The organism is Chitinophagaceae bacterium (assembly GCA_016710165.1).
Lineage (GTDB): Bacteria > Bacteroidota > Bacteroidia > Chitinophagales > Chitinophagaceae > Ferruginibacter.
This window is the reverse complement of the sequence record JADJLJ010000002.1, coordinates 778,622-804,919: the sequence shown is the minus strand read 5'-3', so window position 1 is coordinate 804,919 and position 26,298 is coordinate 778,622. Positions and strand designations below refer to the sequence as shown.

Below are 26,298 nucleotides of genomic sequence, written 5' to 3'. Positions count from 1 at the left end.
ATATGATTATGATTTCCAAACTCTTTACAGGAAACCATTTTTTCTATGTGCCTATGTGGTTCAAGCCGGCACTTTGGTACCATTCAAAATCCTTTTGGCCGAAAAAGGTTGAAACCTTATTTTTGCACCCGATTAAAGCTGGGTTATGGTGTAAAGGTAGCACAACAGATTTTGATTCTGTTTGTCTAGGTTCGAATCCTAGTAACCCAACCAAGGGACCGGGAATTTCCGGTCCCTTTTTTATTTAAGAACAGGGCGGGGTTTGATATGATGATCTTTAATTACGTAAAGTCACACTTTTCCCGTTGTATCTGACGTTTAGATTAAAAAATCTAATTTTGTCAACTGGCATGAGACGCATTTTTATCATCATACCATTACTGAGCAGCATCACCGTATTTTGCCAATACAATTTTTACTTTGGCAATTTACACAGCCATTCTTCCTATTCAGATGGGAATAAGGACAGCGTTGCCACCGGCTATTACAATCCCGGAAATGATTACAACTATGCCAAAGCCAGTTATCACATGGACTTCCTGGGCATTGCCGAGCATAACCATTTCAGTTCCACCAATAATCCCGGTATGCATGTGGGGCATTACCCCATGGGACTTTACCAGGCAGATACCGCCACCCACGCCGGCAGTTTTGTTGCCATGTACGGCATGGAATGGGGCACCATCAGCCAGGGCGGGCATGTGGTGGTATATGGCGTTCCGCAATTGATTGGCTGGGAAAGCGGCAGCGGCGGATGGGGACCCACCAACAACTATGATATCTACTGCGCCAAGGGCGACTTCGCCAGTTTCTGGCCCCTTGTAAAAACCTATCCTACGGCTTTTTGTACACTGGCCCATACCCAGACAAATGATTACGGAAACCTGTTGGACGGGGCTGCATACAATGCAAATACAGACAGTGTAATTTCAGGCATCGCCATACGCAGCGGCAATGCAAACTCCACCACCACTACGTACACAGATCCACCGGCTACATCCTATGAATCTAAATTTTTAAAAGCGCTGGCTGTTGGTTATCACATAGGTCCCAATATTGACCATGATAATCACTATACCACGTTTGGAAGGACCAACATGACAAGAACAGTTGTGCTGGCTACAAGCCTCAACAGGGACAGCATCATGGCGGCCTTTAAGGCAAGGCGGTTCTATGCATCCGACGACTGGAATGCCCAGGTTAATTTCAGCATTAACGGCAATTATATGGGCAGGGATTTTGTGACCACCAATAATTCCAATATCGCTGTTACCATTACTGACCCCGATGCGCCCGGCGACCCGAATGACAATATCAATAAGATCGAGATCTATTACGGCATTGCCGGAAGCGGTGTTAATGCAACGATCCTGGCTTCCAATACCGGGAGTACCACCCTGAATTATTCGCATACCTCTTCCATCAACACCCCCTATTATTATTTCGCCAGGATCACGCAGGTTGGTGGTGATATCATCTGGACGGCCCCGATCTGGGTATACCGGAACGGCGTGGTAGTTCCCATCAGCTTAACCAGGTTCACCGGCATCCAGCAGGATGATAAGATAAAACTGAACTGGACCACAGCACAGGAAGTGAATGCCGGTCATTTCGACATCGAACGTTCGTTTAACGGTACCGATTTTCAAAAGGCAGGCATGGTTTACAGCAGGTATCAAAACAGCGCTACTCCTACCGACTATGAATTTTTTGACGCCGCCCCGGTCAAAGGAATGAATTTTTACCGCCTGAAACAGGTTGACAGGGATGGAAATTTCAACTATTCGGATATCATACCGGTACTCTTCAGCCAGTCTGTTGTAAAAGATATCCGCGTAAGCCCCAACCCGGTTAACAATAATCTGAATATACGGTTGACCACATCGGAGAATGCAACCATCCTCTGCAAAATCTATAATGCCGATGGAAGGGAAGTCAAATCATTAACGGCTTCGGTCGTTTCGGGCAACAACATCATTGCAACGGATGTTTCAAACCTTTCGGGAGGAAGTTACATGGTAGTTCTCATCAGCAACAATGAACGGATTGCAGAGACGAAGTTCATCAAGCAGTAATTGTTGTTTCGTTAAATTGATCCTGCTAAAAGCAAAACCTGCTAAGCGCATAAAAGAGGATAAAGATCGCATACTTCCATCTCCCCTTTTCATCCCTTAGCCTATTTCACCACTTCCGTGATCACCTTACCAATACAGCCGCTGGGCATTTGTATCTTCAGCATGGCAGCAATCGTGGGAGCAATATCTGTCATATAGGTTTCCCTGTTCAGCTTACCGGGTTTAACATTCCAGCCAAACCATACCAGTGGGATATGCGAATCGTACGGATACCATGCCCCATGCTCAGTGCCCGCTGTTACCCCTTCGAGGTATTGCGCTTTATAAAAATATTGTATGTCACCACTGCGGCGGAAATAATAACTGTTCATTAATTTTTCTTTTACAACCGGCGGGAGTATGGTGGTTGCCAGGTCTTCCTCATCCAAAGCATTCCATATTTCATTCTGGCTTTTTAAATAGGTAACCAACGTCTTTTTGACATCTTTCATATTCAGCCCAAGCGATTCGATGCGCTTTTTATCCAGGTAAGCCTGGAAGTCGTAGATCTTTTTCACGAGCATACTGTCACCAAATTTTTCCTGGCAAAAACGATTCATTTTTTTTGCCATTTCATCTGAACTTAATGTGCCGGCCGTATGATATTTATTCTCCTTTAAAAATCCGGCTGTCTGGGATGCGCCATGATCAGCGCTTAAGAACAGCAAATAATTATTCTTACCCAGGGTTCTATCCAGGTAGTTTAAAAAATCGGCGATATTCTTATCCAGCCGCAGGTACAGATCTTCCACTTCCAGGGAATTGGGGCCAAAGCGGTGCCCGATATAATCGGTGGATGAAAGGCTTATGGAAAGCATATCCGTTTCACCCCCCTGCCCCATCTTTTCATTGCGGATTATTTCTTTTGCAAAATCGAGTGTGTATATATTTCCATAAGGACTTGACCGGAAAGGATCATACCTCGTACTGCCGATCACCGATTGGTATTTATGCGGGAATGTCCGGCTCTTGTCACTCTCCAGCAAACGCTCGTACGGCATATCGTCTCCCGTACTTTGTATGTACTTCGATCTGTCATAAAGTAAATTCCAGTCTGTCCGCATCAACGAATCGGGTATGCGCCTGTCATTGTAACGTTGTACCCAGGCAGGCAACTCATTCATGTAATAGGTGCTGGTGATCCATTGTCCTGTTCTATCATCAAACCAATAAGCGGCATTGGCGCTGTGCCCCGCGGGGAATATCCCTCCCCTGTCTTTTAATGCAATGCCAATTGACTTGCTGCGGAAATTTGTTGCCAGCCTCAGTTCATCGGCAATGCTGTTGGTAAGCATATTGCGTGGACTCATCTGGCCTTCCCATAAACTGGCAGAGCCAACCGGCCTCACCGTACTGTCCGATGCACAATACATCCGCTTACCGGTCTCCCTTTCGATCCAATCATTGGCAACAATGCCATGAATGGCCGGCACACTGCCCGTGTAAATACAGGTATGCCCGGCGCCTGTTACGGGAGGCGTGTAGGGTATCATCGTGTTCTCACAACTAAACCCCTGGTTAAGCAGGCGTTTGAATCCATCAGCGCCATACATATCGTGGTAGCGGTACAGGTAATCCCAACGCATCTGGTCCACTACCAGGCCCACCAATAATTTTGGCCTGTTTACCTGGGCTGAAGTGGAATAAGAAATAAGAAACAGGAAACAGGAAATGAGAAAGTACCTACGCTTCATATTTTGAATTTGCACAAAGGTAATTATTACCGGTTTTATCCCGCCCCTCCTCCATGTTATGCCAATGTTATGCGTTTTGCCTCCAAAACCTTAATTTTGCGCTGCAATTATTAACGTAAACAACAAAGATTCTTTAACCCCCCGATCGTAAATTCACAATTATAATTATGGCAGATATTTTTGAAAGACTGATAAAGAATTATGGCCCCATCGGCCAGCATCGTGCAAAGGCCCATGGCTATTTTGCATTCCCAAAACTGGAAGGTGAGATAGGAAGCCGCATGAAGTTTCGCGGCAAAGAGATGATCGTGTGGAGCCTGAATAACTACCTGGGCCTGGCCAACCACCCCGAAGTGCGCAAAGCCGATGCAGAAGGTGCTGCCAAATACGGACTTGCTTTACCCATGGGCGCAAGGATGATGAGCGGCAACAGCGACCTGCACGAACAACTGGAAGCGGAACTGGCTGCATTTGTAATGAAGGAAGATGCTGCATTACTTAATTATGGTTACCAGGGCATGGTAAGCATCATTGATGTACTATGCAGCCGCCACGATATCATCGTATATGATGCCGAAAGCCATGCATGCATCATTGATGGATTGCGTTTGCACGCAGGCCACCGCTATGTATTCAAGCACAACGACCTTCTTGATCTTGAAAAACAATTACAACGTGCCACAGCCCTGGTTGAAAAACAGGGGACCGGCGGTATACTCGTAATCACAGAAGGCGTATTTGGAATGGCAGGCGACCAGGGCAAATTAACAGAGATCGCAGCGCTGAAAGATACGTACTCATTCCGCCTGCTGGTGGATGATGCACATGGTTTTGGCACGCTTGGTAAAACCGGGGCCGGGGCCGGTGAAGAGCAGGGATGCCAGGATAAAATTGATCTCTATTTCTCTACGTTTGCCAAATCAATGGCATCCATCGGCGCTTTCATTGCGGGCGACCGGCAGATCATTGATTATATCCGCTACAATATCCGCAGCCAGATATTTGCTAAGAGCTTACCCATGCCGTTGGTGGTGGGCAACCTGAAACGGCTTGAACTGCTGCGTAATCACCCCGAGCTGAAAGAAAAACTATGGAGCAATGCATTGAAACTGCAAAAGGGTTTAAAGGAAAGGGGATTTGATATCGGCAATACCGACAGCGTGGTTACCCCGGTGTATATGAAGGGCGGCGTGGAAGAAGCCACTGCCATGGTAATGGACCTCCGTGAGAATTACAGCATATTTGCTTCCATTGTGGTATACCCGGTAATTCCAAAGGGACATATCATTTACCGCCTTATTCCTTCTGCCATCCATACCGATGAAGACATTGAAACAACCCTGAAGGCATTTGAAGCAACCAAGAAAAAACTCGATGCAGGAGAATACAAAGTGGAATCCATCCCCGACATGGCTGAGGTGAGCGGCAAGCGTTTTGATTATATGAGGGACAGGCCGAAGAATAAGTAGGAGGTTTTAAGTAATAAGTTATAAGAGGATCCCGTTTGCTGATTGCGGACGGGATCTTTTTTTGCATATATTTTTCCATTTTCATACAGGTCCCGGCATGCAGGCATCACCCTGGTCCCTGTCACGAACCATTTCCCCCCCGTCTTTGTACTTAAAAGCAAAGAGCCTCTTTTGAGACTCTTTGCTTAATTGGCCGGATATTAAATTATCACTGTCCGGTTTCTGCATAGCCCTTGTCGGGAGCAATACCGGTAAAAAGTAATCCTACATTCACTCCTGTATTTATACAGGGTGATGCAGCCTGCAATTTAAAATCAGTGGCAGATAGAAATAAAGGATTAACCGCTGAATTATTACTGTAGGTATAACTGGCAGGGTTGCCTGCTGGCCAGGAAGGGCTATTCCCATTTCCATTACCAAAAGCATCATTATGCGTTAAAACCATACCAGTAATACGGGTACTACCTGTTGATCCCACGATCCAAGCACCTGCAAAACCGTTTACAATGTTATTTCGGATATTAATATTGCTGCAGTTGCCTTTTGGCTGCGATGAGAAATCGATACCCCACCACGGTGCATCACCCGCCCTGGCAACGATGGTATTATTATATATATGCAAACCGTTCACATACGGGTCGTCTGTTCCTTCGCTGAAAATACCGATACCGCTTCCGTTGCCCCGGTAAATGTTGGAGAATAAATTACGCCGTATGATATTGTTTGTAAGTGCGCTGTATCCTCCCGCCGGAGCCGGGTATGTGTAACCACCGCTATTGCCGGGTCCCCGGTGTTGAACTGGATACCGGTACTGCTGTTGTTGATGACGTTGTCTTCAATGATGCTGGATTGTGTTGCAAATTCGAGGATGATACCGCTTTCAAATTTCGAGTTTACGGTTGGGTGATCCAATACGTTGTGATGGATCCATGCAGAGTAATTGTAAGCACCTTTGTAGTTGTAGTTCAGGTCGATGCTGCCCTGGATCTTGTTGTTGGCAATTTCCAGGCCGCTGATGTTGAACAGTTCAATGGCGAAGTCCCAATCCCCGTTCTCACCCGGATACGTACCCTGGTAGTAGGCTTTCTTAAGGGTGTTGTTGTAAATTTTCACACCTTTCAGCCAGCCATTCTCCCAATACTTAATGGGCCAGCCATTTTTGAAATTCGGACGCTGGTTCTGAATAATGGTATTACCGTAGATTTCCATCCCCGATTGACCACCGATATTTAAACAACCTGCACCATACTGGCCATTATTTTGTGCTGAGTTCAATATCGTATTGTTATAGAACTTGTTTCCGGTGGCATAATGACCGGGATCCGATAAAGGATTCTGTACCCCATTGCCGTCAAATATTACGCCCCGGTCGCGGAAATTTATGATCTTGCAATCGCGGATAACAACATTGCTCCTGCGGGACACCCATATCCCCATCCAGGTTTTAAAATTGGTCTCACTCACATACAGTCCGTTGAAAGTAATGTTTGAGATACTTTGATTTCCGTTGACATCTGAAGCAGATTCCAATGAAAGGAATGTTGACCAGTCGCCTGTTTTTACACTCCGGACAATGGTAGTGGCAGCACCTTCTCCTTCAATACTTACCCCGGGGGCCAGGTTGCATTGATTGGCTTCGGTATAGGTACCTGCTTTAACATGAATGATGCTCCCTGCAATACCAACATTATTCGTTGCCTTGTACAATGTTTTCCAGGGATTACCCAATGAACCATCGCCGGTCAGATTACTGCCAAGCGGACTGATGTAGTAGGTTCCCGCAACGGTGACTTTCTCCAAAGATCCCAGGGCAGTATCCGCCGTGGGTACTGAATCGGTGAGAGGTGCTGCACCAGCCACAGGTTTTGCAATATCTTCCTTTTTGCAGGCGCTGAATGCAAAAGCCACGATCACTAAAACGGCAATTGCATTTTTAAATTTTACACATTTCATAGTGGATTAATTTATAGGTTATTAAATAATAAATAAGAGAAACTGGTTTCTCAGAAAATTGATAGCTCTGGCAGGAACTTAATTTTGGTAATTCTATTACGGGCATGAGATGCCCGCCGGACCTGGATCTGCATCGCCGGAAAATCTGAATTTATGTTAGCTCAGGGGATTTAATACCTGAAGGGAAAGAGGGAAGTTTTTAGACCTGGGTTTTTCATGTTTCTGTTTTTATGCTTGTAAACCCAACTAAACATATACCTTGCCATGATTTGTTAAGGATCATTAACAACCGTATAAACTTATCGCATCATCGCTGCCTCGGGTAAAGAGGCCTTGTTTAAAATTTCTAACTTTACCATCCATGTACAAACTACTGCCTGTTATTTTGTTCTTTTTATCAAACCAATGCGCAGCCCAAACGGAGCCGCTCATTTTCCGCATTGCTTCTTCGTACACTTCCTTCCCGGATACCGGCAGGGTCAAAGGACATCGCTATGACAACATATTTTATGCAGCGGCTGAACATTACAGCGACAGCAGTGTACTTATCATGGTGCCGCAAAAATTAAAGGTAAAGAAGCAGGTGGATGTGGTTTTCTGGTTTCACGGATGGCGAAATACGATTGATAGCTCGGCCGAATACTTCGAACTGGCAAAACAATTCCTGGCAGCAAACCGGAATGCGGTACTTGTTTTACCCGAATCCGCAAAGAATGCACCGGATAGTTATGGCGGTAAACTGGAGCAGAAAGATATTTTTAAACTGCTGTTACAGGATGTGCTGGATAAATTAAAACTGGAAAAGATCATTGGGAAAAGAACGGAAGCAGGCAGCATTGTTCTGGCGGGACACAGCGGCGCCTTCCGGATAATGGCACATATATTACAGAACGGAGGGGTGGAAGTAAAGCAAACCATTTTATTCGATGGCCTGTACAGCCAGGTGGATAAATTCACGAACTGGATACAGGCAGCCCCGTCGCACCGGTTCGTTAATCTTTATACCAATAAAGGAGGTGGAACAGATGAAGTGTCTGAGAAAATGATGCAGGGCCTGCGTGAAAAAAATATTCCTTTCATAAATCCCGGGGAAAAAGAAGTGAACGCATCTATGCTGAGGTCAAACCAGGTCATTTTCGTCCACAGCCTTAAAGAACATAATGACGTCATCAACCGGCCTGATCATAATTTCCGGTTATTCCTGGAGAACAGTCCGGCATTGAAACCATTGCAATAAACCCGGATTAAAATAAAATTTTATTTCTTAACACCGATTATCTCTCGTCCCGGTCTCTTACCTTGATGCTTTGGTTTAAAGTCTTTGCCTTTTCTTTCTGTCGCCGCTGAAATTCCGCTTCTACAGGGCACAACTCATCCATTGATTCTTCCGGTTCATTCCTGTTGCACTTGAACGGGTGAGTCGAAAAAATGAACTTGCAGTTAAAGTAAGCCATTTCAACGTCTATGAAAGTAATAATAGTGGAGCCGGAAAAACACGTGGTCCGTAAAGTGATACGTACCCTGTACTCCATCGACAGCAGTATTGAAGTGCTGCCGGCGGTGAAAGATGTGGAAACATTACTGAAAAGGATCAATACCGCCCCCCTTCCCGACCTGGTACTTATCAACCGGCAGATCCTGGGAACCACACACCGGAACATAGAAGCAAAACTCATCATCACATCCAGCAGCAACCACCTGGTCTATCTTGCCTTCCGGGTAAGTAACCTGGAATACCTGCAAAAATATTTACTGAACCCAGGGCCACCGGGTGGGGATGTACATCTGCCAAAGAACAGGAATGATCACAATGGAAGTTACCCGGGCGAGGCGGTTGGAACAGCTTCCCTGCAACAGGCGATCAAAAGAAGGTTCCTGGTAACCTACCAGCAGAAATTATTATCCATTGCCGTGGAGGAAATTGCTTATTTCTTCTCCGATAACCGGTTCATTTTCTTTAAAACGTTCGACAACCGGAAATTCCTGATTGAATACCGGATGGATGAACTGGAAACCATTCTTGATCCCCAGCTGTTTTTCCGCATCAACCGGTCTTATATCATCTCCATACATTCCATATTGGTCATTCATGCATACCCCGGCAACCGTTTTAAAATAAACCTGAACCCTGCGGTTGAAAAAGAGATGATCGTCAGCCGGGAACGGATCGTCAATTTTAAAAAATGGCTGGGGGAATAGCACCCCTGTTCCTGTTTGTGTTCAGATTTCAACAACTAATGCAGCATTTTTTTCAACTGCTGCAGGTTCATTACATTTTCGCCGGGTAAGTCCATAGGTTTACCATGCAACTGCTGCAAACCGCTGGTATTGGTTGCTGCTATTATAAACACCGGCAAATTCTATATCCTAAAATTCAACAGTATGAAAAACCTTTTCATGTACCTGGTCATTGTTTTATGCCTGGCCTGCACCCCGCTCTCCCACCTGTTCAGTCAATGTTTAACAGCCCCCATGGCAACCTGCACAAATACAGAACCGTTGGTAACCGACGGTGAAGTATTAAATGCCGGTACCACCAAATGGTATTACGGTCCCGTGGCTGCCTATAACATGCTTACACTTAAAGGAGGGACATTGATCGTCTGCGGCAATCTTACCATCGATAAGTTCTATATGGACTCGGGTAAAATTTTCGTACAGCCCGGCGCCCGTTTCGTGATCGGTAATGGTGAAGGTGCCGGCCTCGTATTAAGAGGCCATAGCTATTTTTATAACTACGGCACCCTGGAAGTGCTGCGGAACCTTTCCCTGGAAAACGGCTGGGCCAGCCCGTCAAAACCCAATGTGGTGATCAATGCCATTCCTGCATCCGTTTTTAAAATGAATAACCAGTACTTCGTGATCAACAACGCCAACTCCTGGTTCGTAAATAAGGGAAAAGCATATTTTCACGGGATCATAACCGATCCGCAGTCTTCTGTGGGCAGTGTTTGTCTTGGAAAAGGAAGTGAGACCGTAATGACCGTACTCTACAACAAGGTGAAGAATAGTTATTTTGCTCCTGAACCATCTGCCTGCGTATCGGTATCAGAATTTTCCCAGCTTTGGGATACCCTTGCGACCGCCAATCCGTACATCAATGTATGCCTGGGGCTTACCCACCGTATCGATTCCACCTGCATCCCTTTTGGCTGCAAACCTTCGTGGGGAATGGCCAATATTTTCAATGGCTGTGTCAGTTGCGGGTCCATTCATGTTTTACCAACCCGTTTTACTTCTTTTTATGCAGCGCAGCATCCCGGTGGAAATACCCTTTACTGGAAAATGGAAAACCCTTCTTCAACCGCTGTATTTTATATTGAGACATCAGCAGACGGCCGGCAATTTAAAGAGTTTCATTCCGTTGCTGCGGATAAGCAAAACAATACCGGCTTTTATACCTACCCGGATGCGATCGTTCGTACAGGCTTGAATTATTACAGGATAAAATATGCCGACACAGCCTCAAAATTCATTACGTACTCCCCGGTTGCAATAGCGGTGCAAAAGCCCCCTTCTTCATTACAGGTCTATCCCAATCCCTTTTCTGACCGGCTCTTTGTTAGTTTACCCGGCAATTACCCGGTGGCTACCGCAACCATTGCCAATGCTTTTGGTGATGAGATAAGCAGCCCGCAACTTGTCCGTTCAGGTAACCAATGGCAGGTACGAATACCCGGCCGGGTCCCGGCCGGGATCTATATACTGACCATACTGGCCGGGGACCATGTATGGAAACGGAAGATCGTTAAACAATAATATCCTTTTTTAATCGGGCCTTTTTTGGTCCTGCATGAAACCGTTGCAGCGCTTCAGCATGACAATATAACCGGGATCAGTCACAGGTACTAAATAAAAAAAGTATGAACCTCAGTTCGTTTCAGCTTTATGCACAAATGCAGGAAGAGATCAACCAGGCAGAAGCTCATTGCAAAAATGAAATACAAAAGGTGGAAAGCTGTTTTAACATCGCCCTTCTTTACTTGAATAAGATAAAAAACCATTCAGAGTCCTTTGCATTCAGGCATGAGACCGATGAGATAAATTTCTTTAAGAACATCAAGCCCTTATTCATTGCTGCCATGGAATATTACACGTTGCGTTACCATGCCGTTTTATTTAAACCATCAAACGACAAGGACCAGCTTGTTACATACTGGCTGCACCAGTTGAAGCGGGTGGAAATATTCTATAACCAGCACCGGGAATTTTACCATTATTATACGGGTGGCCAGACCGACAGGGATACTATGTATTTTACCAGGCAGGGCCGTGCCAATAATTTACCGGGTAAATCATCCATTAAAAGCAGGGGGTCTATCTCACCCGGTTATATGGCAGCCCGTATCCTGGGACACAGGAAATACCGTTTGCATGTAGAGTTAGAACTGGAAATGCTGATGCAAGGCGATGTAAAAAAAAGTTTTCGCCACAATCGCTCCCTTCTTCCGGCGAACCTGCTCTCCCCTCCGGAATATGCAATACACACTAAATTTTCATTGCAGATGACAGGATGCATGTTTCCTGTTTTAAATTATATTTCGTTTCTTTAACAGGTATCATTTACGGTATGCGATGAAGTTTTTTACTTTCTTTTTTTTACTATCACTGCCTGTGGCGGGCAAACAACCGGCCGGGTCCGGCAAGGCAATGATCGCCACCCCTGTCTTAAACGATGTATACCTGACCGTACTGGGTACGGTGCAGGATGCCGGTTCGCCCCAGATCGGCTGTAAAAAGGATTGCTGCAAAGACCTTTTCCTGCATCCCGATAAAAGCAGGAAAGTGGTTTCACTGGGTTTGACCGATGCAAAAAACAACAAAAAATACCTGTTTGAAGCCACCCCGATATGCCGGCACAAATGAGAATGCTGTATGAGGCTTCATCCGCCATGGGAGATGAGATACCAGATGGTATTTTTTTAACGCATGCACATATCGGGCATTACTCCGGCCTGATGTACCTGGGCAAAGAGGCCATGAATGCAACCAATGTTCCCGTATATACCATGCCCCGGATGAGAACATTTTTGGAAAAGAACGGCCCCTGGAGCCAGTTGCTGGCCAATAAAAATATTCTGCTGGAGGAAATGAATGATGAAAAAGAGATCCGGCTAAGTCCCGGTCTGAAGGTCATCCCGTTTACCGTTCCGCACCGGGATGAGTTTTCTGAAACAGTTGGTTACCGGATAACCGGGCCCCGCAAAACAGCCCTTTTTATCCCGGATATTGACAAATGGGAGAAATGGAAGACCAATATCATTGAAGCCATTGCCAGGGTAGATTATGCATTTATTGACGGCACTTTTTATGATGCAGCGGAGATCAATAACCGGGATATCTCGGAAATTCCGCACCCGTTCATCATTGAAAGCATGAAACTTTTCAAAGACCTGAAACCTTTGGAAAAGAAAAAGATCTACTTCATTCACTTCAATCATACCAACCCGGTGTTGAACAAAAAAAGCAGGCAGGCCGGGCTGGTGATCAAAAACGGGTTTAATATTGCAGGGGTCAATGACATCATTAAACTGTAACAGGAAATAATTCCTGCTCCGGAAAAATTGTCGTTCCTTTAGTTTGTTTTTTGAATATATACAATCATGCGGCACCTGCTGTTTTTCATACTGATCACCTGCCTCAATCACTCTTTCAGCCAGTCAACAGACAGTATGGGCCTGGCAAATAATCTTTATTTATCTCAAATGCAGGATTTCATTCAGAAGAATGAAAGTTCAAATACTTCTGATTCTGTAAAACGCCAGGACCTTTTCAACAAGATCCGTTCATTTATAACTGAACATCCCGCCCATGAACTTAATTTCACTTTTATATACTGGGGAATAAATCTTTCATACAAACAGGCAGCCGAACTGGTAAGCCTTGTTGACAGTTCTATTCAGCATTCAGCAACCAGGGCCTGGGCTGATATAACCTTAAAGCGCCTGGCAGTTGCAGAAACCGGGAAACCCTTCCCGCATTTGACCTTAACGGATACAGCCGGCAATGAATTGTTGCTTGCAGACCTGAAGGGTAAAGTGATATTACTCGATGTATGGAGTTCCTGGTGTGTACCCTGCCGTGAACAGATACCCGATCTGAGAAAACTGTACAAAAAATACTACAACAAGGGATTTGAAGTGATCAGCATCTCGATGGATGCCAGTAAGGAGAAATGGCTTGCCGCTATCCAGGCCGATAAACAACCCTGGAAGGCTTACTGCGAACTAACAGACTGGAGGGCAAATAAATTTGCGGCGAGATTCAATACTTATGCCATCCCCGACAATTTCCTGATCGATGAAAATGGGATCCTGGCTGGCCAGCATTTGTCAATGAATGCAATACGATCCTGGTTGATGCAGCACTATTAAAAGATCCCAATGAACCAACACATGGCCCACATAGCGCTTGTAGTGAACGATTACGATGAAGCCATAAAATTTTACACTGAAAAACTCAGCTTCACCCTGGTTGAAGACAGCAGGCTGAGTGAAACAAAACGATGGGTGATGGTAAAACCAGCCGGCGAAGGGCAATGCTGTTTATTACTGGCAAAGGACGCCGGCGAAGAACAGGCAAGCCGGGTGGGGGATCAAACAGGCGGCCGGGTGTTCCTGTTTTTATATACGGATGATTTCTGGAGAGACTACAACAACATGGTTTCCCAAAAAATAAATTTTGTACGGCCTCCTGTAACCGAGCCCTACGGAACCGTTGCGGTTTTTGAAGACCTGTACGGTAACCTGTGGGATCTTATTGAGCCGGTACGACAATAAGATCAAAGGTCGTGTCTTTCCGGCCTCCCGGCTAAAAATTCATGCCCTGTAGCACGAGCTTACCTGTATAAATCTGTAGTTTTGCCGTAACTTGACCCTTCATGAAAACAGCCGCCTATTTACTCCTGTTCTCCTGCCTCATCACCCTTTCGGGCTGCTTTGAAATTGTAGAGCAGGTATTCCTAAAATCCGATGGCACCGGGAATTTTCAACTGGTACTCAACCTCAGCAGGAGCAAAACAAGGATTAACTCCATTATGAAGATGAAAACGATCAACGGGCATGATGTACCATCCAAAGAAGAAATAAAGAACCGCATAGCAGAGATCGAAAAGACGGTGGCCAAAACCCCCGGCATCAGCAGCGTAAAAACATCGGTTGACTTTGACAACTTCATCACCAGCATCAGCTGCGATTTTAAAAATGTGGCCCGGCTGAATGATGTTGTGAAGAACATTTATACAAAAGAAAACGCTTCCAAAAAAGCGCCGGAAAAGATCTATGAGTACCATGCCGGTGTATTTGAAAGGCTCAACAAGTATTCCTTTAAAGACGATTATAAGAAGCTGAGCAATGCCGACAAGGAAATATTTGCCACAGCTAATTACACGGCGGTATTTAAATTTGAATCTACCGTAGCGGGAGCCAGCAATACCCAAACCAGGATTGCACCCAGCAAAAAGGCCGTCATGCTGAAACTGAATGCCCTGGATGTTATTCACGAAAAAAGATCAATAGAAAACAAGATCAACTTAACCAACTAATGCAAATGAAAAAGATCATCGTATCCCTCGCCCTTTTCTGCCTTGCCGGTAAAACCACGCAGGCACAGGAACTGCTGAACCGGGTACCGTCCACCGCTTCAATGGTAATTAAATATTCCGGGGAGAATTTCAGCAGGAGCCTGCCACTGAAAAAATTAGACAGCTATGGTTTCATCCGGGACGACTTCTTTAAGACCCTGCGTATCGATACGCTTACATCGCTGCAGAACATAGGGATCGATTTTGAGAAAGATATTTACCAGTATGTCTCTATAGAAGATACCTGCATGAACTTTATAACCCTGCTGCCACTGAAGAACGAGGCACAGTTCCTGAAATTGGTGAAGGCAAACTACAGCGCTAAAAAGAAGACCATCAAAAAAAACGGGTTCAACTTCCTGCCCGTTTCCGACGGGTCCTATATTGGCTGGAACAAGACCACGGCCATGATCGTGAATGCCACCTACCAGAACCGGAAAAGCTATTACGATAATTATTATAGTTACCCGTCTGATTCCACGGCCGTGGTGGTTGAAGCGCCCGTATCCCTTGCTGATTCGGCCATTGCAATGATTGATACCGCTGTTACCATAACGGAAGTACCTGCGGTGGATACCGCAGTAATAATGCCGGACAGCATGGCCATTGAAGTGGTTCCCATGGAAACCGAATCGGATGAAGCAAACGAAGATCTAGAAAATAAGATACGGGACAGCCTCAATAATTTAAAATGGGAACTGTGGCAGCAACAGGATATGATCGCCGGCAAACAGCAACGGGCTGCTTCGGAGAACATCATGGGGCGGAGTTTTTCAAAGAACATCGCTTCCATAAAGAATGACATCAGCTATACCCGGATCATTGACCCGGCAGCCCATGCCAGTGTATGGATAAATACAGAAAGCATCATGGAGCAGTACTGGAAATATTTTTACCGGGGATCCTTTAATATCCTGAACAGCTACCGCAATTACAATGCCGATACATCAGACGGCTTTAAGTCCTCGGTGAATATGTATTTTGAAAAAGAGCGGTTGCGGATGGAGCAAAAAACATTCTCGGCAAATGCCAGACTGGATGCGCTGGCAAAAAATGTAATGAACAGCAAACAAAGCAACGGGCTGGTAAACTACGTGAACCCGGATAACATCGGCTATTTCTCCATGAGCATCAATACCGAGGCCATGGCCAATTATTACTATACCTACATGAAGAAGTACCTGGCCAATATCTACGGCACAAAGGACTATGCAGATATCATGGACCTGTACATTGACCTGCTGGAGATCATCATTGATGAAAAAGCCATTGCCGAACTGCTGCCCGGTAATTACCTGTTTGTGATGCACGACATGAAACCACAGATCGTGAACTATACCGATTACGAGTATGATGATGAATTCAACCGCAAGGAAGTGAAAAAGACCAGGAAGGAACTGTCGCCTGATTTTACTTTTGCACTGGAAACAAGAAGAGAGAATTTCATGAAAAAGATAACCCGCCTTCCGCTGAAATATGCGGAGAAGGACGGATACAACTATAAAGAGAAAGAAGGGGGCTATTATGAGCTTGCTTTTAAAGAAGGCCAATACCCGTTCAGCAGCCTGTTCTTTATGGTGAAGGATGGCAAAGTGATCATCACTACTTCGAAGGAGGTGATCGACATGACCATCAGCAACAAAGGGTTCGCACCGGATGAAAAGACAAGGAATTCCATCCTCAGCAATAATTATTCCCTGAACATCAACAGCAAAAAGCTGATCGCGAAACTGGAGACCCAGGTAAGCACGGATGTAAATAAGAAGATCACCGATTACCTGCTTAAGAACCTGGGCGACCTGAAGATGGAAAGCAGCCTGAAGGACGGCATGATACAGGGTACCACCACCCTGAACATTACCGGCAACCACAGCAACAGCCTGGAATTCTTTTTCAACATGATGGATGCCATCAACAGCATCATGGAAAAGGACAGGCAGGAAAAAGAGAAAAAGCTTTATTAAATGGGCAGGAAGAAATGGGTATGGATCATACTGGCCTTCCTGCTGGTATTTGGCTATGTAAAACTCTTTTACAAGACCTGGAGTGAAAATGCAGTGCCCGCCAGTGCGGATTGTGTTATTGCCCTCGACGTAAAAAGGGTGACAAATACCCTGATCTGGAATTTTCTAACCACCCCCGGCCAATGGAAGACCGGCAAACTGTTCCAGAAGAAAAGCAGGGATACAAGCTGGCGTGACATGGTTAAACTACCCGATTATATCCTTGCCTTTCATTCCAAAGGACAACCGCTCAATACCTGGTTTGTATTGCTTGAAATAAAAAGCCAAACAGGCTTTGAAGCCGGTTTGAAAAAATTCGGGTTTGAAATGATAAACAGCAATGAATACGTGAGCAAACCCGGGGGTATCTATCTGCTGGCGCAGGATGAAAAGATCCTGGCGGGTAACATCCCTGTTGAGGACAGCAACCTCATCAGGCAGGTGGCAAAGGAACTTTTCAAAGAAAAGAAATTCATTGCCCGTACTGAATTAAAAAAAGCCATCGATGCAAAAAGCCACCTGGCTGTTTATATGGCAGCCAATGATCTGATCCGGGAAACGGGTATCCTCACTGCCGGTTTTGATAAGGAGAAAATCAGGATAAACGGTGCGGTTATTCCCCGCAACCAATACAGCCTTGAAGAAGAGAGATTTATTTACCCGTCCGGTTCACTTTGTGTCCTGGGGTTCACACAACCCTCCCCTGCTGTTTTTGACCTGCTGAATAAAAACAACATTTCGAAAGCGTTAAGCCTGGATATGGATTCTGTATTTGTTCAAAGCAACACATCGTATAGTTTAAACCTGCAGAACATAACAGAGCGGACTGATTCTGCCATCACGTACACATACGATGATGAATTCAACAAAGTGGAAAAGCGGGTGGTGAACAGGATACAGGAGCCTTCTTTCGCTCTTTACATCAACGGGAAGGATATATCCTCCATTTACAATTACCTGCAGCGCAACAATAAACTGGAAAGTACTGCTTCCGGGGATGTTTTTTTACCCATGCCGCTGGTGAAGTCTTACTGCAATAAAAAAACGGCCACCAGCATATCCATCACTTCCTCCAATTACAGCAGTGCCCATGTTGATGAAAGCATCAAAGCGGTTCTTTTTTTCCGCCTGGCGCTCACAAAAATACCGAAGGATCTTTTCAGGTATTTGCCGGATGCCATGGCCGGAAGTTTATCCAATATTGCAGAGATCGATCTCTCTGTTACCCGGAAAAATGAACAGTTGCAGGTGAACGGAACGTTAACAAAAATGAAAAATGACCTGCCCCTGATAAAATTCTAAGCAGTAAAAAAGGCCGGGATCCCCGTTGGCTGTCATACCGTTTATTTTCTCAAACCCTTTATTAACAGGCATTTCAGCCTTGTTTCTTTTCTTTGGAGAAATCAATTCATGTTATAAGTTGGTTTGCATACCCGTGATGGGTTGATTAGTTTTACACCATCCAAGCAACAGGCGTCCTGCCTGCTGTCCGTACCGCGGGATCTTTCCGCTTCTTTTTTAACCTTCTTGCTGTTTGAAATGATCCGGTTGCTTACTGGCGATCTTTTTATTAACCATTAAATTAAACTTTATGAAACGCAACAACATCTTCATCGCGATCACCTTTCTTTCTGTAATGCTGTTTACGCAGGCCGCTGCCGCAGATACAGCAACCGGCCCCGGCACACTGCCCGTAGAACTGAAATATGCCGGCAATTACAAGAACCAGCCCTTGATACAGCTGAACTTCTCCGGAACAAAAGAAGAGAATGCATTCAGCATCACCATTACCGATCAATCGGGTGTTGTACTTTATGCTGCCAATGTAAAGGGGGAGCATTTCTCAAAACAGTTCCTGCTCAACACCGATGACCTGGGTGACGCTGTTCTGAATTTTGAGATCACCGGAAAAAAATCAGGCAAGACCGTAACATACCAGGTAAGCAGGCAGAAAAAAGTCAGCGAACAGATGGATGTGGTAAAACTATAGACCAGGATAAAACTATAAGGTCTGCCGGGTTTGTTGGCCTCACTGCAGACCTTATAGATTTCACTAACCCCAATAAAAAATCCCACCTGTTGAAAAGCAGGTGGGATCTTTATGGATTGATGTGTAGTTGTTATGGGAAAATACCTAATTCAGCATAGCTGGTAGCCACTTTGTTGATGGCGCTCACATAGGCTGCTGTACGCATATCGGGTATACCGGGATTGCTTTTCCAGAGATCCATTATCTCCCGGGTTGCGCTGATCATGGTTTCCTCCAGTCCGCTGTGCACCAGTTCCTGCTCATCTGCACCATGCACAATGGATTTCTTCCCGGATTCACTCACTTTTTTCCGGTCAGGGTCTCCATCTGGTTAATGATCTGCATGTTCATGTTCTCGTTAAAGCGTTTTTCCATACGGCCATAACGAACGTGGCTCAGGTTCTTCAACCATTCAAAATAGCTGACCGTTACCCCACCGGCATTCAGGTACATGTCCGGCACACAAAGAATTCCTTTTTGTGCAAATACTTCATCTGCTTCCGGTGTGCACGGGCCATTCGCTGCTTCGCCAATGATCTTTGCCTTTACTCTCGGAGCATTGTCGCCATTAATTACATTCTCCAATGCGGCCGGGATCAGGATATCACATTCCAGTTCCAGTGCATCGGTATTTTTTGCCAGGTTGGTTGCCCCCGGGAAATTCAATATGCTTCCGGTCTTTTTCCGGTGCTGGAATACTTCTTCTTCATTCAGCCCCGCCGGATTCATGATGGCTCCTTCGTATTCAGCCAGTGCAATTACTGTAGCACCGCCTTCGCGGAAAAACTTGGCGCTGTGATAGCCCACATTACCCAATCCCTGTACCACTACCGTTTTCCCTTCTACCCCAACCTTAAGACCGAGTTTCTTCATCACGTCTTCCATATTACATACCTCCCGGATACCGAAGAACACGCCCAAACCGGTTGCTTCTTTACGTCCACGTACACCACCCTGGGTGATGGGTTTACCGGTTACGCAACCAGCTGCGTCGATCTCGCCCGGTTTTAATGAACCATAGGTATCCACGATCCACGACATCTCCCTTTCGCCGGTACCATAATCCGGTGCAGGAACGTCAATGCCCGGGCCAATGAAATTTTTCTTGACCAGTTCTGATGTATAACGACGGGTGATCTTCTCCAGTTCATACTCGCTGTACTTGCGGGGATTTATCTTGATACCGCCCTTTCCGCCGCCAAACGGCACATTTACAATAGCGCATTTGTAGGTCATCAGGCTGGCCAGCGCCATCACTTCATCCTGGTTTACTTCATCGCTGAAACGGATACCCCCCTTACAAGGTGATTTGTGCTGGCTGTGCTGCACACGGTAAGCTTCTATCACTTCTATGCTTCCGTCGTCACGCTTTACGGGAAAACGCATCTGGTAAACACTGTTACATGCTTTTATCTGTTCTAATATGCCCAAATCCCACTTGGTGAATTTGGCGGCTTTGTCAAAACTTCGTTCCACACTGTGGAAGAAACTGTAAGGCTGTTGCGCACTCATAAAATTGGTTTAATATTTAGCAATCGTTTTTTCTAATTGGCAATTGACAACAGGCAATACGCAGAAAATGTATTCCTGCAAAGGCCCTGTTGCCTGTTGCACATTGCCTGTTGTTTATTATTTCTCTTTCTCCAGCCGGGATATCTTCCTGTCTATTGAAAAAACATACCCGAACAGGCCCAGCAGGATGGTGAGGCAAACCGCCACCACCACGTAAATTTTTCCATTGCTGCGCATCACATCAGCAGATCCTGTGTTATCCTGTGCAAAGGAAACTCCGCACATCAAAAAACTCAAAACACAAAACACCAGACGTAAAATAAACTTATTCATTTAGCAGGGTTTTATCTTTTATCAATTGTAACCTTATTTTTAAACCGGCGATCCACACGCCCAGCAGGGTCCAGCCGATCACGGCCGGGTAAAAGATCATCCGCATCCCGGCGTCCAGGTCATTCTGGGCATTCAGGGCAGGGTTACCGCTGTCGCTGCCCGGTGCACCGGGGTGCAAACTCCCAACCAGCCGGGGAATGATCCAGATGCTGGGGAACAGCATGGCAAATGCAAAAATATTATAGACCGCACTCACCCTCGCTTTCTTGTCGATATCGGTAAAGGAGCCGCGTAAAACAAAATAAGCCCCGTATATAAGTAAGGCAATGGCAGCCCCGATCAGCTTAGGTTCTTTCAGCACAGACCCCAACGACTGGTTCTGGTCAGTAAGCCAGGTGTAATTGGCCCAGATGGCCCCGGTTACATAACCAAGCATTCCGAACAGGGTACCCACCGCCGCATAATTCTGTGCATAAATATCGTTGCGGAGGTTGAACCCGCGGAGGTATTTAATGCTGTATACAAAGCTTATGATAAAGAGTATCATCATGCCAAACCACATGCACACGTGGAAATACAGGTTACGGATGGATTGATGAATAATGGGAAGGTCGGGTACTGCTACCAGGAAACCAGCTACAACGGTGTAGATTAATAAAAGCAGGGATAATATTTTCCACCAGTTTTTCTTCAAAAAAGAAAAATTTATTAGGGGGCAAAGATAGGGAAGTCAGGTTTATTTTTAAAGACTGATATTGGATACTGGATTCAGGATGCCGGATACAGGATTCAGGATGCCGGATACAGGATTCAGGATGCCGGATACAGGATTCAGGATGCCGGATACAGGATTCAGGATACAAGATACTGGATACAGTCTGAGAATTTAAGAGGTCTTTAGTTATTATAAGCTATCTGGTATCCGGTATCTGGTATCTGGTATCCGGTATCTGGTATCTGGTATCCGGTATCTGGTATCTGGTATCTGGCCTCCAGTATCCGGACCCTGATCATTTATTCTTTCCACAAATAAGGAAACAATATTACCGCCATGGCAATCACCAATACGTCGAGCCCGGCAATGAGACCTGCCATTTGCAATACGGCTCCTTCTTTGAAGACTTCGGCAAAAGCAGCTTTACTGAGCCGCATCAGCAATAATAGTTGCGGTAAGATGACCGGGAAACCAAGTATCGCAATGAGCGCTGCATTCTGCTGGGCCTTGGCAGCAATGGCGCTCATTAAAGTGAATACGATGCTGATGCCGGCGCCGCCAAGTACCACGATCCCTGTAAAGAGAAGACCGTTATCAACCGGGTTGTTTAAAAAAACAGAGAACATGAACAGGCTTATCAGGCTCATCAGGATCATTAATACCAGGTTGTAAATGATCTTGGCAGCAATGAATTCCACCGGCGATGCAACCGAATAAAAATAAAGCATCCGTCCCTTGCTCTCCTGCAAAAAACTTTTGGCCACGGCATTCACACAGATGAACAGCTGGATGGTCCAGAACAACCCGTTCCAGACCGTGGCATCCGGCCGGTCGATCGACAGGTAAAGAACAAAAATGGTGGAGGCGATGTAAAGCAGGATACCGTAAAAAGTATGCTTCTGCCTGAACTCAAGCAATACATCTTTTTTTACGAGTGTAAATATCCGTTTGGTCATCATTGCAGGTTAATCTTTCAGTTGGGCGCAGATCCTGCACCGGGGTTCGTACACATCTTTTTCACCCAGCAGCACCTGCCCGCCTTCATTTATTTTACGGTAGCTGATGTTGGCAATATTGCCGCATACCTGGCAGATGGCATGCAGTTTGGTAATATAATCAGCCTTGGCCAGCAGGTTGGGCATCTGTCCAAACGGGTTGCCCAGGTAATCCATATCCAGCCCCGCCACGATCACCCGGATCCCTCTCTGGGCCAGTTGCTCACATACCGTACTTATCTGGTCATCAAAGAACTGGGCTTCATCAATACCCACCACATCCACATCCTGTGCAAGCAATAAAATGGTCTGCGAATTATCTACCGGCGTGGAAAGTATGGCATTGGTATCGTGGCTTACGATCTTCTCCTGGTCATAGCGTACATCAATGGCGGGTTTAAATATCTCCACCTTCAGGTTGGCTATCTTCACCCGCTTCAAACGCCGGATCAGTTCCTCGGTCTTTCCGCTGAACATGCTGCCGCAGATCACTTCTATCCAGCCTCTCCGCTCTCCCTTCAGGTTGGGTTCAATAAACATTTAGCTATATTTTTTAAAAATCTGTTTGTAACTTGGGGACCGCAACGCATTATTTACGCCTGCCTCCCTAAACCGGGCATCAAAAGTATATTAATTATCATGGAAAGAGTGGAAACACTCCTTAAAAAATTACAGGAACAGTTTACGCAAAATGCCTCCCCGGAGCAATTGCTGCTTACCGTTCAGATGCTACAGGCGGAATTGCTTCACCTGCAGGGCAGTCATGGGCCTTCTGTGATCAACCAGGATGTGGCAATAACTGTTTCAGCCATGATGGCCGCGGTAAACCAGCCGGGCAACAACCATATTGATATGGAGATAAAAACAGTGGAAGTGCTGCAGGTAAATGAAGCCGAGATCGAAGCCGAGCTGGAAGAGATAAAAAGGAATGCTGAAGCCGTGCAGAAAATGAGCATCCAGAACAAGCCGCATATCATTATCGACAGCGAAGAAGACATCCCTACCCTTACCCACCAGCATCAAAATCACCACAAACCAAAACCCGGACAGGATAAAAAGGAGATAAACGAAACGGTTGGTACCAATATCTCCGCTTCGCTGAATGAAAAATTAAAACAATCGAGGATCGACCTGGGCGATACCCTTACAGAAGTTCCCATCCGCGACCTGCGGAAAGCCATCGGCGTTAACGACCGGTTCCTGTTTATCAATGAACTTTTCCGGGGCGATGAACCGGCCTATGAAAGAAGCATCAAGACCATCAACAGTTTTTCCATTTTCCCCGAAGCCGAGTACTGGATACAGCGGGAATTGAAAGTAAAGAATGGCTGGAACGACAGCAACGAGATCGTTCAGCAGTTCTATCATCTCGTTAAAAGGCGTTTTTCCTGAATGAACTGAATGATCTTCCCGGATGCACCCCCGTTTGCATATACATAGTTCTTAGCCGCTTCGCCCCTTCTTTTTAATTCATCTTCATCAGCCAGCAGTTTATTCAATGTGCCCTCTAAATTCAACGGGCCATCAATGCTGATGCCTCCTGTTGCCTCCACAAGACCGGCCGCCTCAATGAACTTATCATACACCGGCCCGAATACCACCGGTTTGCCATAAACAGCAGCCTCCAGCACATTATGCACCCCGTCTTCTCCAAAACCGCCACCTACATAGGCAATGGTTGCATACCTGTATAACCGGGAGAGCATACCGATGTTGTCGATGATCAAAATGTTTGAAGTTTGAGGTTTGTGGCCTGCCTGTCCGGTAGGCAGGTTTGTGGTTTGTGCCAGCTGGGAATAGAAGATTGAATCCGGGAATGCTGCTTTTACATCTTTTAAATTCTCTTCATCGATCTCATGTGGTGCGATGATGAATTTTACCCGGGGATGCTGTTTTACAAAATGGATCAACTCGATCTCATCCTCTTCCCAGGTACTCCCGGCCACCAGCACAATATGGTTGCCGCAAAATTCTTCAATATGGGGAACCGGCTGATGGGTTTCTGCGATCCGGATCACCCGGTCGAACCGGGTATCGCCGTTGATGCTTACGTTTTCGGTTATGCCGATCGTTCTTAATAATTCCCCCGAGGCTGAATCCTGCAAAAAGAAATGGGAGAAGGATTGCAGCATCTGCCTCCATATCCCTCCATAGTTTTTAAAGAAAGGCTGGTTCTGCCTGAATATGCCCGACACAAGCAATGCAGGTACCTTACGCCTTTTTATTTCCTTCAGGTAATAAAACCAGTATTCGTACTTCACCCAAAGCACCAGGGATGGGTTCACCGCATCCAAAAACCGTTTTGCATTGGAAGGAGAATCCACCGGCAGGTAAACGATATGATCAGCGCCTTTATAATCCTTCATCACTTCATAACCGCTTGGAGAAAAAAAAGTGAGTACAATTCTGATCTCTGGATTTTGACTTTTGATTTCTTCCAGCAAAGGCCTGCCCTGTTCAAATTCGCCCAGGCTGGCACAATGCATCCATATTGTTTTGGCGCTCGTGGGGCGGAGCCTGGAGTTGACCTCAGCGAAGATGTTTTTTCTGCCATCCAGCCATTTCCTGGCCTTGGGGTTCCATACAGAGGCGATCCTTATACCTGTAGTATATAAGACAAGGAACAGATCGTATAAGAATTTACCCGGCATGTAATTTCAACAAATCTAAAGGCTATTTTTTAATACCAGCCGGTGTATATTACAAATTCTTCATTCATACTGCAATCCTTATCTTTGCGCCGCATAAAAACATATATATGAGGCCCCTGCAAATGGTTGATACCAAGACCCAGTACCACAAAATAAAGAAGGAAGTGGATGATGCCGTGACAGAAGTGATGGAAAGTTCTATGTTCATTGGTGGTAAAGTGGTGAATGAATTTGCCGCAAACCTGGCAGCATACCACGGCAGCAAACACTGCATCCCCTGTGCCAACGGAACCGATGCACTCCAGATCGCCATGATGGCGCTGGGCTTAAAGCCCGGGGATGAAGTGATCACCCCGTCCTTTACGTATATAGCCACGGTGGAGGTTGCTGCCCTGCTGAATATTAAGCCGGTCTTTATTGAAGTGGATCAAAGGACCTTTTGCATAGATCCAGCTGCTATTGAAAAAGCCATCACCCCAAAGACAAAGGCAATTATTCCGGTACACCTGTACGGCCAGGCTGCCGATATGGAAAAAATAATGGCCATTGCAAAAAAACACAACCTGTTTGTGATTGAAGATAATGCACAGGCCATTGGCTGCGATTATACATTCAGCAACGGAACGATCAAAAAGACAGGAACCATTGGTCATATCGGCTGTACCTCATTTTACCCTTCCAAAAACCTGGGGGCATTTGGCGATGGCGGGGCCATGTTCACGGATGACGATGACCTGGCCGGTAAACTCAGGATGATCGCCTCCCATGGGCAAAGCAAACGTTATTACCACGATGTGGTGGGCTGCAATTCGAGGCTGGATGCCATACAGGCCGCCATACTCAATATCAAGCTGAAACACCTGGACGAATACATAGCTGCCCGGAGAAAAGCGGCTGATTTTTACGATAAGGCATTTGCAGAAAATAAAAACATATCTATTCCGTTTAGGGAGGGCAACAATAAACACGTATTCCACCAGTATACGCTGGTATTGAATGGGGTTGACCGGGACGGGCTGAACCAGTACTTATCAGAACAAGGCGTGCCTTCCATGATCTATTACCCGGTACCGGCACACCGGCAAAAGATGTTTGATGCATTTGGCGGAAGCAGTTATGAGCTCCCGGTAACAGACTGGTTGACGGAAAGAGTGATCTCCCTGCCCATCCATACCGAACTGGATGAAGAACAGCAACGTTTTATTGTAAGTAAAGTGCTTGAATTTGTAAATCGTTAATGGTTATCTG

The 26,298-nt window shown here is 45.8% G+C and carries 22 protein-coding genes, 1 tRNA gene and 2 pseudogenes; 16 read left to right on the top strand and 9 right to left on the bottom strand.

Translation table 11 applies throughout. The annotated features are described in order from the left end of the window. The first annotated feature begins 139 nt into the window (after nucleotides 1–139). Together IPJ02_13990 and IPJ02_13985 are read left to right on the top strand one after the other, a co-directional pair. A tRNA-Gln gene (locus IPJ02_13990) sits at nucleotides 140–213 on the top strand. A gap of 137 nt (nucleotides 214–350) precedes the next feature. Beyond that, a complete protein-coding gene (locus tag IPJ02_13985) occupies nucleotides 351–2,075 on the top strand; it encodes a T9SS type A sorting domain-containing protein (protein ID MBK7376619.1) in 1,725 nt (574 codons plus the stop codon). A 101-nt stretch (nucleotides 2,076–2,176) separates the two neighbouring features. Here the strand turns inward: IPJ02_13985 and IPJ02_13980 are convergent, their stop codons facing one another. Next, the gene (locus IPJ02_13980; protein ID MBK7376618.1) at nucleotides 2,177–3,808 is read right to left on the bottom strand and encodes an alkaline phosphatase family protein; all 1,632 of its coding nucleotides are present in this window, start codon (nucleotides 3,806–3,808) and stop codon (nucleotides 2,177–2,179) included. Between the two features lie 167 nt (nucleotides 3,809–3,975). Here IPJ02_13980 and IPJ02_13975 point away from each other — a divergent pair, with 167 nt between their 5' ends. Further along, the gene (locus IPJ02_13975) at nucleotides 3,976–5,277 is read left to right on the top strand and encodes an aminotransferase class I/II-fold pyridoxal phosphate-dependent enzyme (GenBank protein MBK7376617.1); all 1,302 of its coding nucleotides are present in this window, start codon (nucleotides 3,976–3,978) and stop codon (nucleotides 5,275–5,277) included. A gap of 208 nt (nucleotides 5,278–5,485) precedes the next feature. Here the strand turns inward: IPJ02_13975 and IPJ02_13970 are convergent, their stop codons facing one another. Further along, on the bottom strand, nucleotides 5,486–5,908 hold the full coding sequence (locus tag IPJ02_13970; protein MBK7376616.1) for a hypothetical protein: 423 nt from the start codon (nucleotides 5,906–5,908) through the stop codon (nucleotides 5,486–5,488). Next, nucleotides 5,905–7,230 (bottom strand): hypothetical protein, encoded by a 1,326-nt coding sequence (locus tag IPJ02_13965; GenBank protein ID MBK7376615.1) that lies wholly within the window; start codon nucleotides 7,228–7,230, stop codon nucleotides 5,905–5,907. The genes IPJ02_13970 and IPJ02_13965 overlap by 4 nt, the downstream gene beginning before the upstream one ends. Nucleotides 7,231–7,591: 361 nt before the next feature. On the opposite strand from IPJ02_13965, the gene IPJ02_13960 reads away from it, so the two are divergent. The 11 genes and pseudogenes from IPJ02_13960 to IPJ02_13910 all read left to right on the top strand — a co-directional run bounded on the left by IPJ02_13960 (nucleotide 7,592) and on the right by IPJ02_13910 (nucleotide 18,805). After that, on the top strand, nucleotides 7,592–8,467 hold the full coding sequence (locus tag IPJ02_13960; protein MBK7376614.1) for a hypothetical protein: 876 nt from the start codon (nucleotides 7,592–7,594) through the stop codon (nucleotides 8,465–8,467). A gap of 227 nt (nucleotides 8,468–8,694) precedes the next feature. Continuing rightward, nucleotides 8,695–9,429 (top strand): LytTR family transcriptional regulator, encoded by a 735-nt coding sequence (locus IPJ02_13955; GenBank protein ID MBK7376613.1) that lies wholly within the window; start codon nucleotides 8,695–8,697, stop codon nucleotides 9,427–9,429. Nucleotides 9,430–9,612: 183 nt separating this feature from the next. Then, the gene (locus IPJ02_13950) at nucleotides 9,613–10,989 is read left to right on the top strand and encodes a T9SS type A sorting domain-containing protein (protein ID MBK7376612.1); all 1,377 of its coding nucleotides are present in this window, start codon (nucleotides 9,613–9,615) and stop codon (nucleotides 10,987–10,989) included. Between the two features lie 104 nt (nucleotides 10,990–11,093). Continuing rightward, a complete protein-coding gene (locus IPJ02_13945) occupies nucleotides 11,094–11,783 on the top strand; it encodes an RteC domain-containing protein (GenBank protein ID MBK7376611.1) in 690 nt (229 codons plus the stop codon). Between the two features lie 22 nt (nucleotides 11,784–11,805). Then, a pseudogene (locus IPJ02_13940) lies at nucleotides 11,806–12,767 on the top strand (MBL fold metallo-hydrolase). 66 nt (nucleotides 12,768–12,833) lie between these two features. Continuing rightward, complete coding sequence (locus IPJ02_13935) at nucleotides 12,834–13,604, top strand: TlpA family protein disulfide reductase (protein ID MBK7376610.1); 771 nt, start codon at nucleotides 12,834–12,836, stop codon at nucleotides 13,602–13,604. Nucleotides 13,605–13,613: 9 nt separating this feature from the next. Further along, nucleotides 13,614–14,009, top strand: coding sequence for a VOC family protein (locus IPJ02_13930; protein ID MBK7376609.1), 396 nt, complete (start codon nucleotides 13,614–13,616; stop codon nucleotides 14,007–14,009). Between the two features lie 101 nt (nucleotides 14,010–14,110). Then, on the top strand, nucleotides 14,111–14,773 hold the full coding sequence (locus IPJ02_13925) for a hypothetical protein (GenBank protein MBK7376608.1): 663 nt from the start codon (nucleotides 14,111–14,113) through the stop codon (nucleotides 14,771–14,773). A gap of 5 nt (nucleotides 14,774–14,778) precedes the next feature. Then, nucleotides 14,779–16,776: a hypothetical protein gene (locus IPJ02_13920; protein MBK7376607.1), complete on the top strand. Its 1,998-nt coding sequence runs from the start codon at nucleotides 14,779–14,781 to the stop codon at nucleotides 16,774–16,776. Further along, on the top strand, nucleotides 16,777–18,117 hold the full coding sequence (locus IPJ02_13915; GenBank protein MBK7376606.1) for a hypothetical protein: 1,341 nt from the start codon (nucleotides 16,777–16,779) through the stop codon (nucleotides 18,115–18,117). Nucleotides 18,118–18,406: 289 nt separating this feature from the next. Then, nucleotides 18,407–18,805, top strand: a complete 399-nt coding sequence (locus IPJ02_13910) for a hypothetical protein (protein ID MBK7376605.1) — start codon at nucleotides 18,407–18,409, stop codon at nucleotides 18,803–18,805. A 130-nt stretch (nucleotides 18,806–18,935) separates the two neighbouring features. Here the strand turns inward: IPJ02_13910 and IPJ02_13905 are convergent. From IPJ02_13905 to IPJ02_13885, 5 genes and pseudogenes are all read right to left on the bottom strand, one after another. After that, nucleotides 18,936–20,356, bottom strand: a pseudogene (locus IPJ02_13905) (Glu/Leu/Phe/Val dehydrogenase). A gap of 117 nt (nucleotides 20,357–20,473) precedes the next feature. Beyond that, a complete protein-coding gene (locus IPJ02_13900; GenBank protein ID MBK7376604.1) occupies nucleotides 20,474–20,641 on the bottom strand; it encodes a CcmD family protein in 168 nt (55 codons plus the stop codon). A gap of 40 nt (nucleotides 20,642–20,681) precedes the next feature. Next, a complete protein-coding gene (gene ccsA / locus IPJ02_13895) occupies nucleotides 20,682–21,383 on the bottom strand; it encodes a cytochrome c biogenesis protein CcsA (protein MBK7376603.1) in 702 nt (233 codons plus the stop codon). 320 nt (nucleotides 21,384–21,703) lie between these two features. Then, nucleotides 21,704–22,360: a heme exporter protein CcmB gene (locus IPJ02_13890; protein ID MBK7376602.1), complete on the bottom strand. Its 657-nt coding sequence runs from the start codon at nucleotides 22,358–22,360 to the stop codon at nucleotides 21,704–21,706. Between the two features lie 9 nt (nucleotides 22,361–22,369). After that, complete coding sequence (locus IPJ02_13885) at nucleotides 22,370–22,939, bottom strand: thymidine kinase (GenBank protein ID MBK7376601.1); 570 nt, start codon at nucleotides 22,937–22,939, stop codon at nucleotides 22,370–22,372. Between the two features lie 99 nt (nucleotides 22,940–23,038). Between IPJ02_13885 and IPJ02_13880 the strand changes: the two genes are divergently transcribed. Next, entirely contained in the window at nucleotides 23,039–23,791 is a 753-nt protein-coding gene (locus tag IPJ02_13880) for a hypothetical protein (protein ID MBK7376600.1), read from the top strand. On the opposite strand, the gene IPJ02_13875 is transcribed toward IPJ02_13880, so the two are convergent. Then, nucleotides 23,764–25,050 carry a 3-deoxy-D-manno-octulosonic acid transferase gene (locus tag IPJ02_13875; protein MBK7376599.1) on the bottom strand — a complete coding sequence of 429 codons (1,287 nt, stop codon included), beginning with the start codon at nucleotides 25,048–25,050 and terminating at the stop codon, nucleotides 23,764–23,766. The genes IPJ02_13880 and IPJ02_13875 overlap by 28 nt on opposite strands. Before the next feature lie 107 nt (nucleotides 25,051–25,157). Here IPJ02_13875 and IPJ02_13870 point away from each other — a divergent pair, with 107 nt between their 5' ends. Next, the gene (locus IPJ02_13870) at nucleotides 25,158–26,288 is read left to right on the top strand and encodes a DegT/DnrJ/EryC1/StrS family aminotransferase (protein MBK7376598.1); all 1,131 of its coding nucleotides are present in this window, start codon (nucleotides 25,158–25,160) and stop codon (nucleotides 26,286–26,288) included. Nucleotides 26,289–26,298 lie beyond the last annotated feature (10 nt).

What these genes read in the sequence shown, in the direction of transcription:
- IPJ02_13960 (MBK7376614.1), top strand. Translation starts at nt 7,592, where the DNA reads ATGTACAAACTACTGCCTGTTATTTTGTTCTTTTTATCAAACCAATGC.
- IPJ02_13885 (MBK7376601.1), bottom strand. Translation starts at nt 22,939, where the DNA reads ATGTTTATTGAACCCAACCTGAAGGGAGAGCGGAGAGGCTGGATAGAA.
- IPJ02_13985 (MBK7376619.1), top strand. Translation starts at nt 351, where the DNA reads ATGAGACGCATTTTTATCATCATACCATTACTGAGCAGCATCACCGTA.
- IPJ02_13935 (MBK7376610.1), top strand. Translation starts at nt 12,834, where the DNA reads ATGCGGCACCTGCTGTTTTTCATACTGATCACCTGCCTCAATCACTCT.
- IPJ02_13980 (MBK7376618.1), bottom strand. Translation starts at nt 3,808, where the DNA reads ATGAAGCGTAGGTACTTTCTCATTTCCTGTTTCCTGTTTCTTATTTCT.
- IPJ02_13925 (MBK7376608.1), top strand. Translation starts at nt 14,111, where the DNA reads ATGAAAACAGCCGCCTATTTACTCCTGTTCTCCTGCCTCATCACCCTT.
- IPJ02_13945 (MBK7376611.1), top strand. Translation starts at nt 11,094, where the DNA reads ATGAACCTCAGTTCGTTTCAGCTTTATGCACAAATGCAGGAAGAGATC.
- IPJ02_13890 (MBK7376602.1), bottom strand. Translation starts at nt 22,360, where the DNA reads ATGACCAAACGGATATTTACACTCGTAAAAAAAGATGTATTGCTTGAG.
- IPJ02_13915 (MBK7376606.1), top strand. Translation starts at nt 16,777, where the DNA reads ATGGGCAGGAAGAAATGGGTATGGATCATACTGGCCTTCCTGCTGGTA.
- IPJ02_13930 (MBK7376609.1), top strand. Translation starts at nt 13,614, where the DNA reads ATGAACCAACACATGGCCCACATAGCGCTTGTAGTGAACGATTACGAT.
- IPJ02_13875 (MBK7376599.1), bottom strand. Translation starts at nt 25,050, where the DNA reads ATGCCGGGTAAATTCTTATACGATCTGTTCCTTGTCTTATATACTACA.
- IPJ02_13950 (MBK7376612.1), top strand. Translation starts at nt 9,613, where the DNA reads ATGAAAAACCTTTTCATGTACCTGGTCATTGTTTTATGCCTGGCCTGC.
- IPJ02_13910 (MBK7376605.1), top strand. Translation starts at nt 18,407, where the DNA reads ATGAAACGCAACAACATCTTCATCGCGATCACCTTTCTTTCTGTAATG.
- IPJ02_13870 (MBK7376598.1), top strand. Translation starts at nt 25,158, where the DNA reads ATGAGGCCCCTGCAAATGGTTGATACCAAGACCCAGTACCACAAAATA.
- IPJ02_13965 (MBK7376615.1), bottom strand. Translation starts at nt 7,230, where the DNA reads ATGAAATGTGTAAAATTTAAAAATGCAATTGCCGTTTTAGTGATCGTG.
- IPJ02_13920 (MBK7376607.1), top strand. Translation starts at nt 14,779, where the DNA reads ATGAAAAAGATCATCGTATCCCTCGCCCTTTTCTGCCTTGCCGGTAAA.
- IPJ02_13975 (MBK7376617.1), top strand. Translation starts at nt 3,976, where the DNA reads ATGGCAGATATTTTTGAAAGACTGATAAAGAATTATGGCCCCATCGGC.
- IPJ02_13900 (MBK7376604.1), bottom strand. Translation starts at nt 20,641, where the DNA reads ATGTGCGGAGTTTCCTTTGCACAGGATAACACAGGATCTGCTGATGTG.
- IPJ02_13955 (MBK7376613.1), top strand. Translation starts at nt 8,695, where the DNA reads ATGAAAGTAATAATAGTGGAGCCGGAAAAACACGTGGTCCGTAAAGTG.
- IPJ02_13880 (MBK7376600.1), top strand. Translation starts at nt 23,039, where the DNA reads ATGGAAAGAGTGGAAACACTCCTTAAAAAATTACAGGAACAGTTTACG.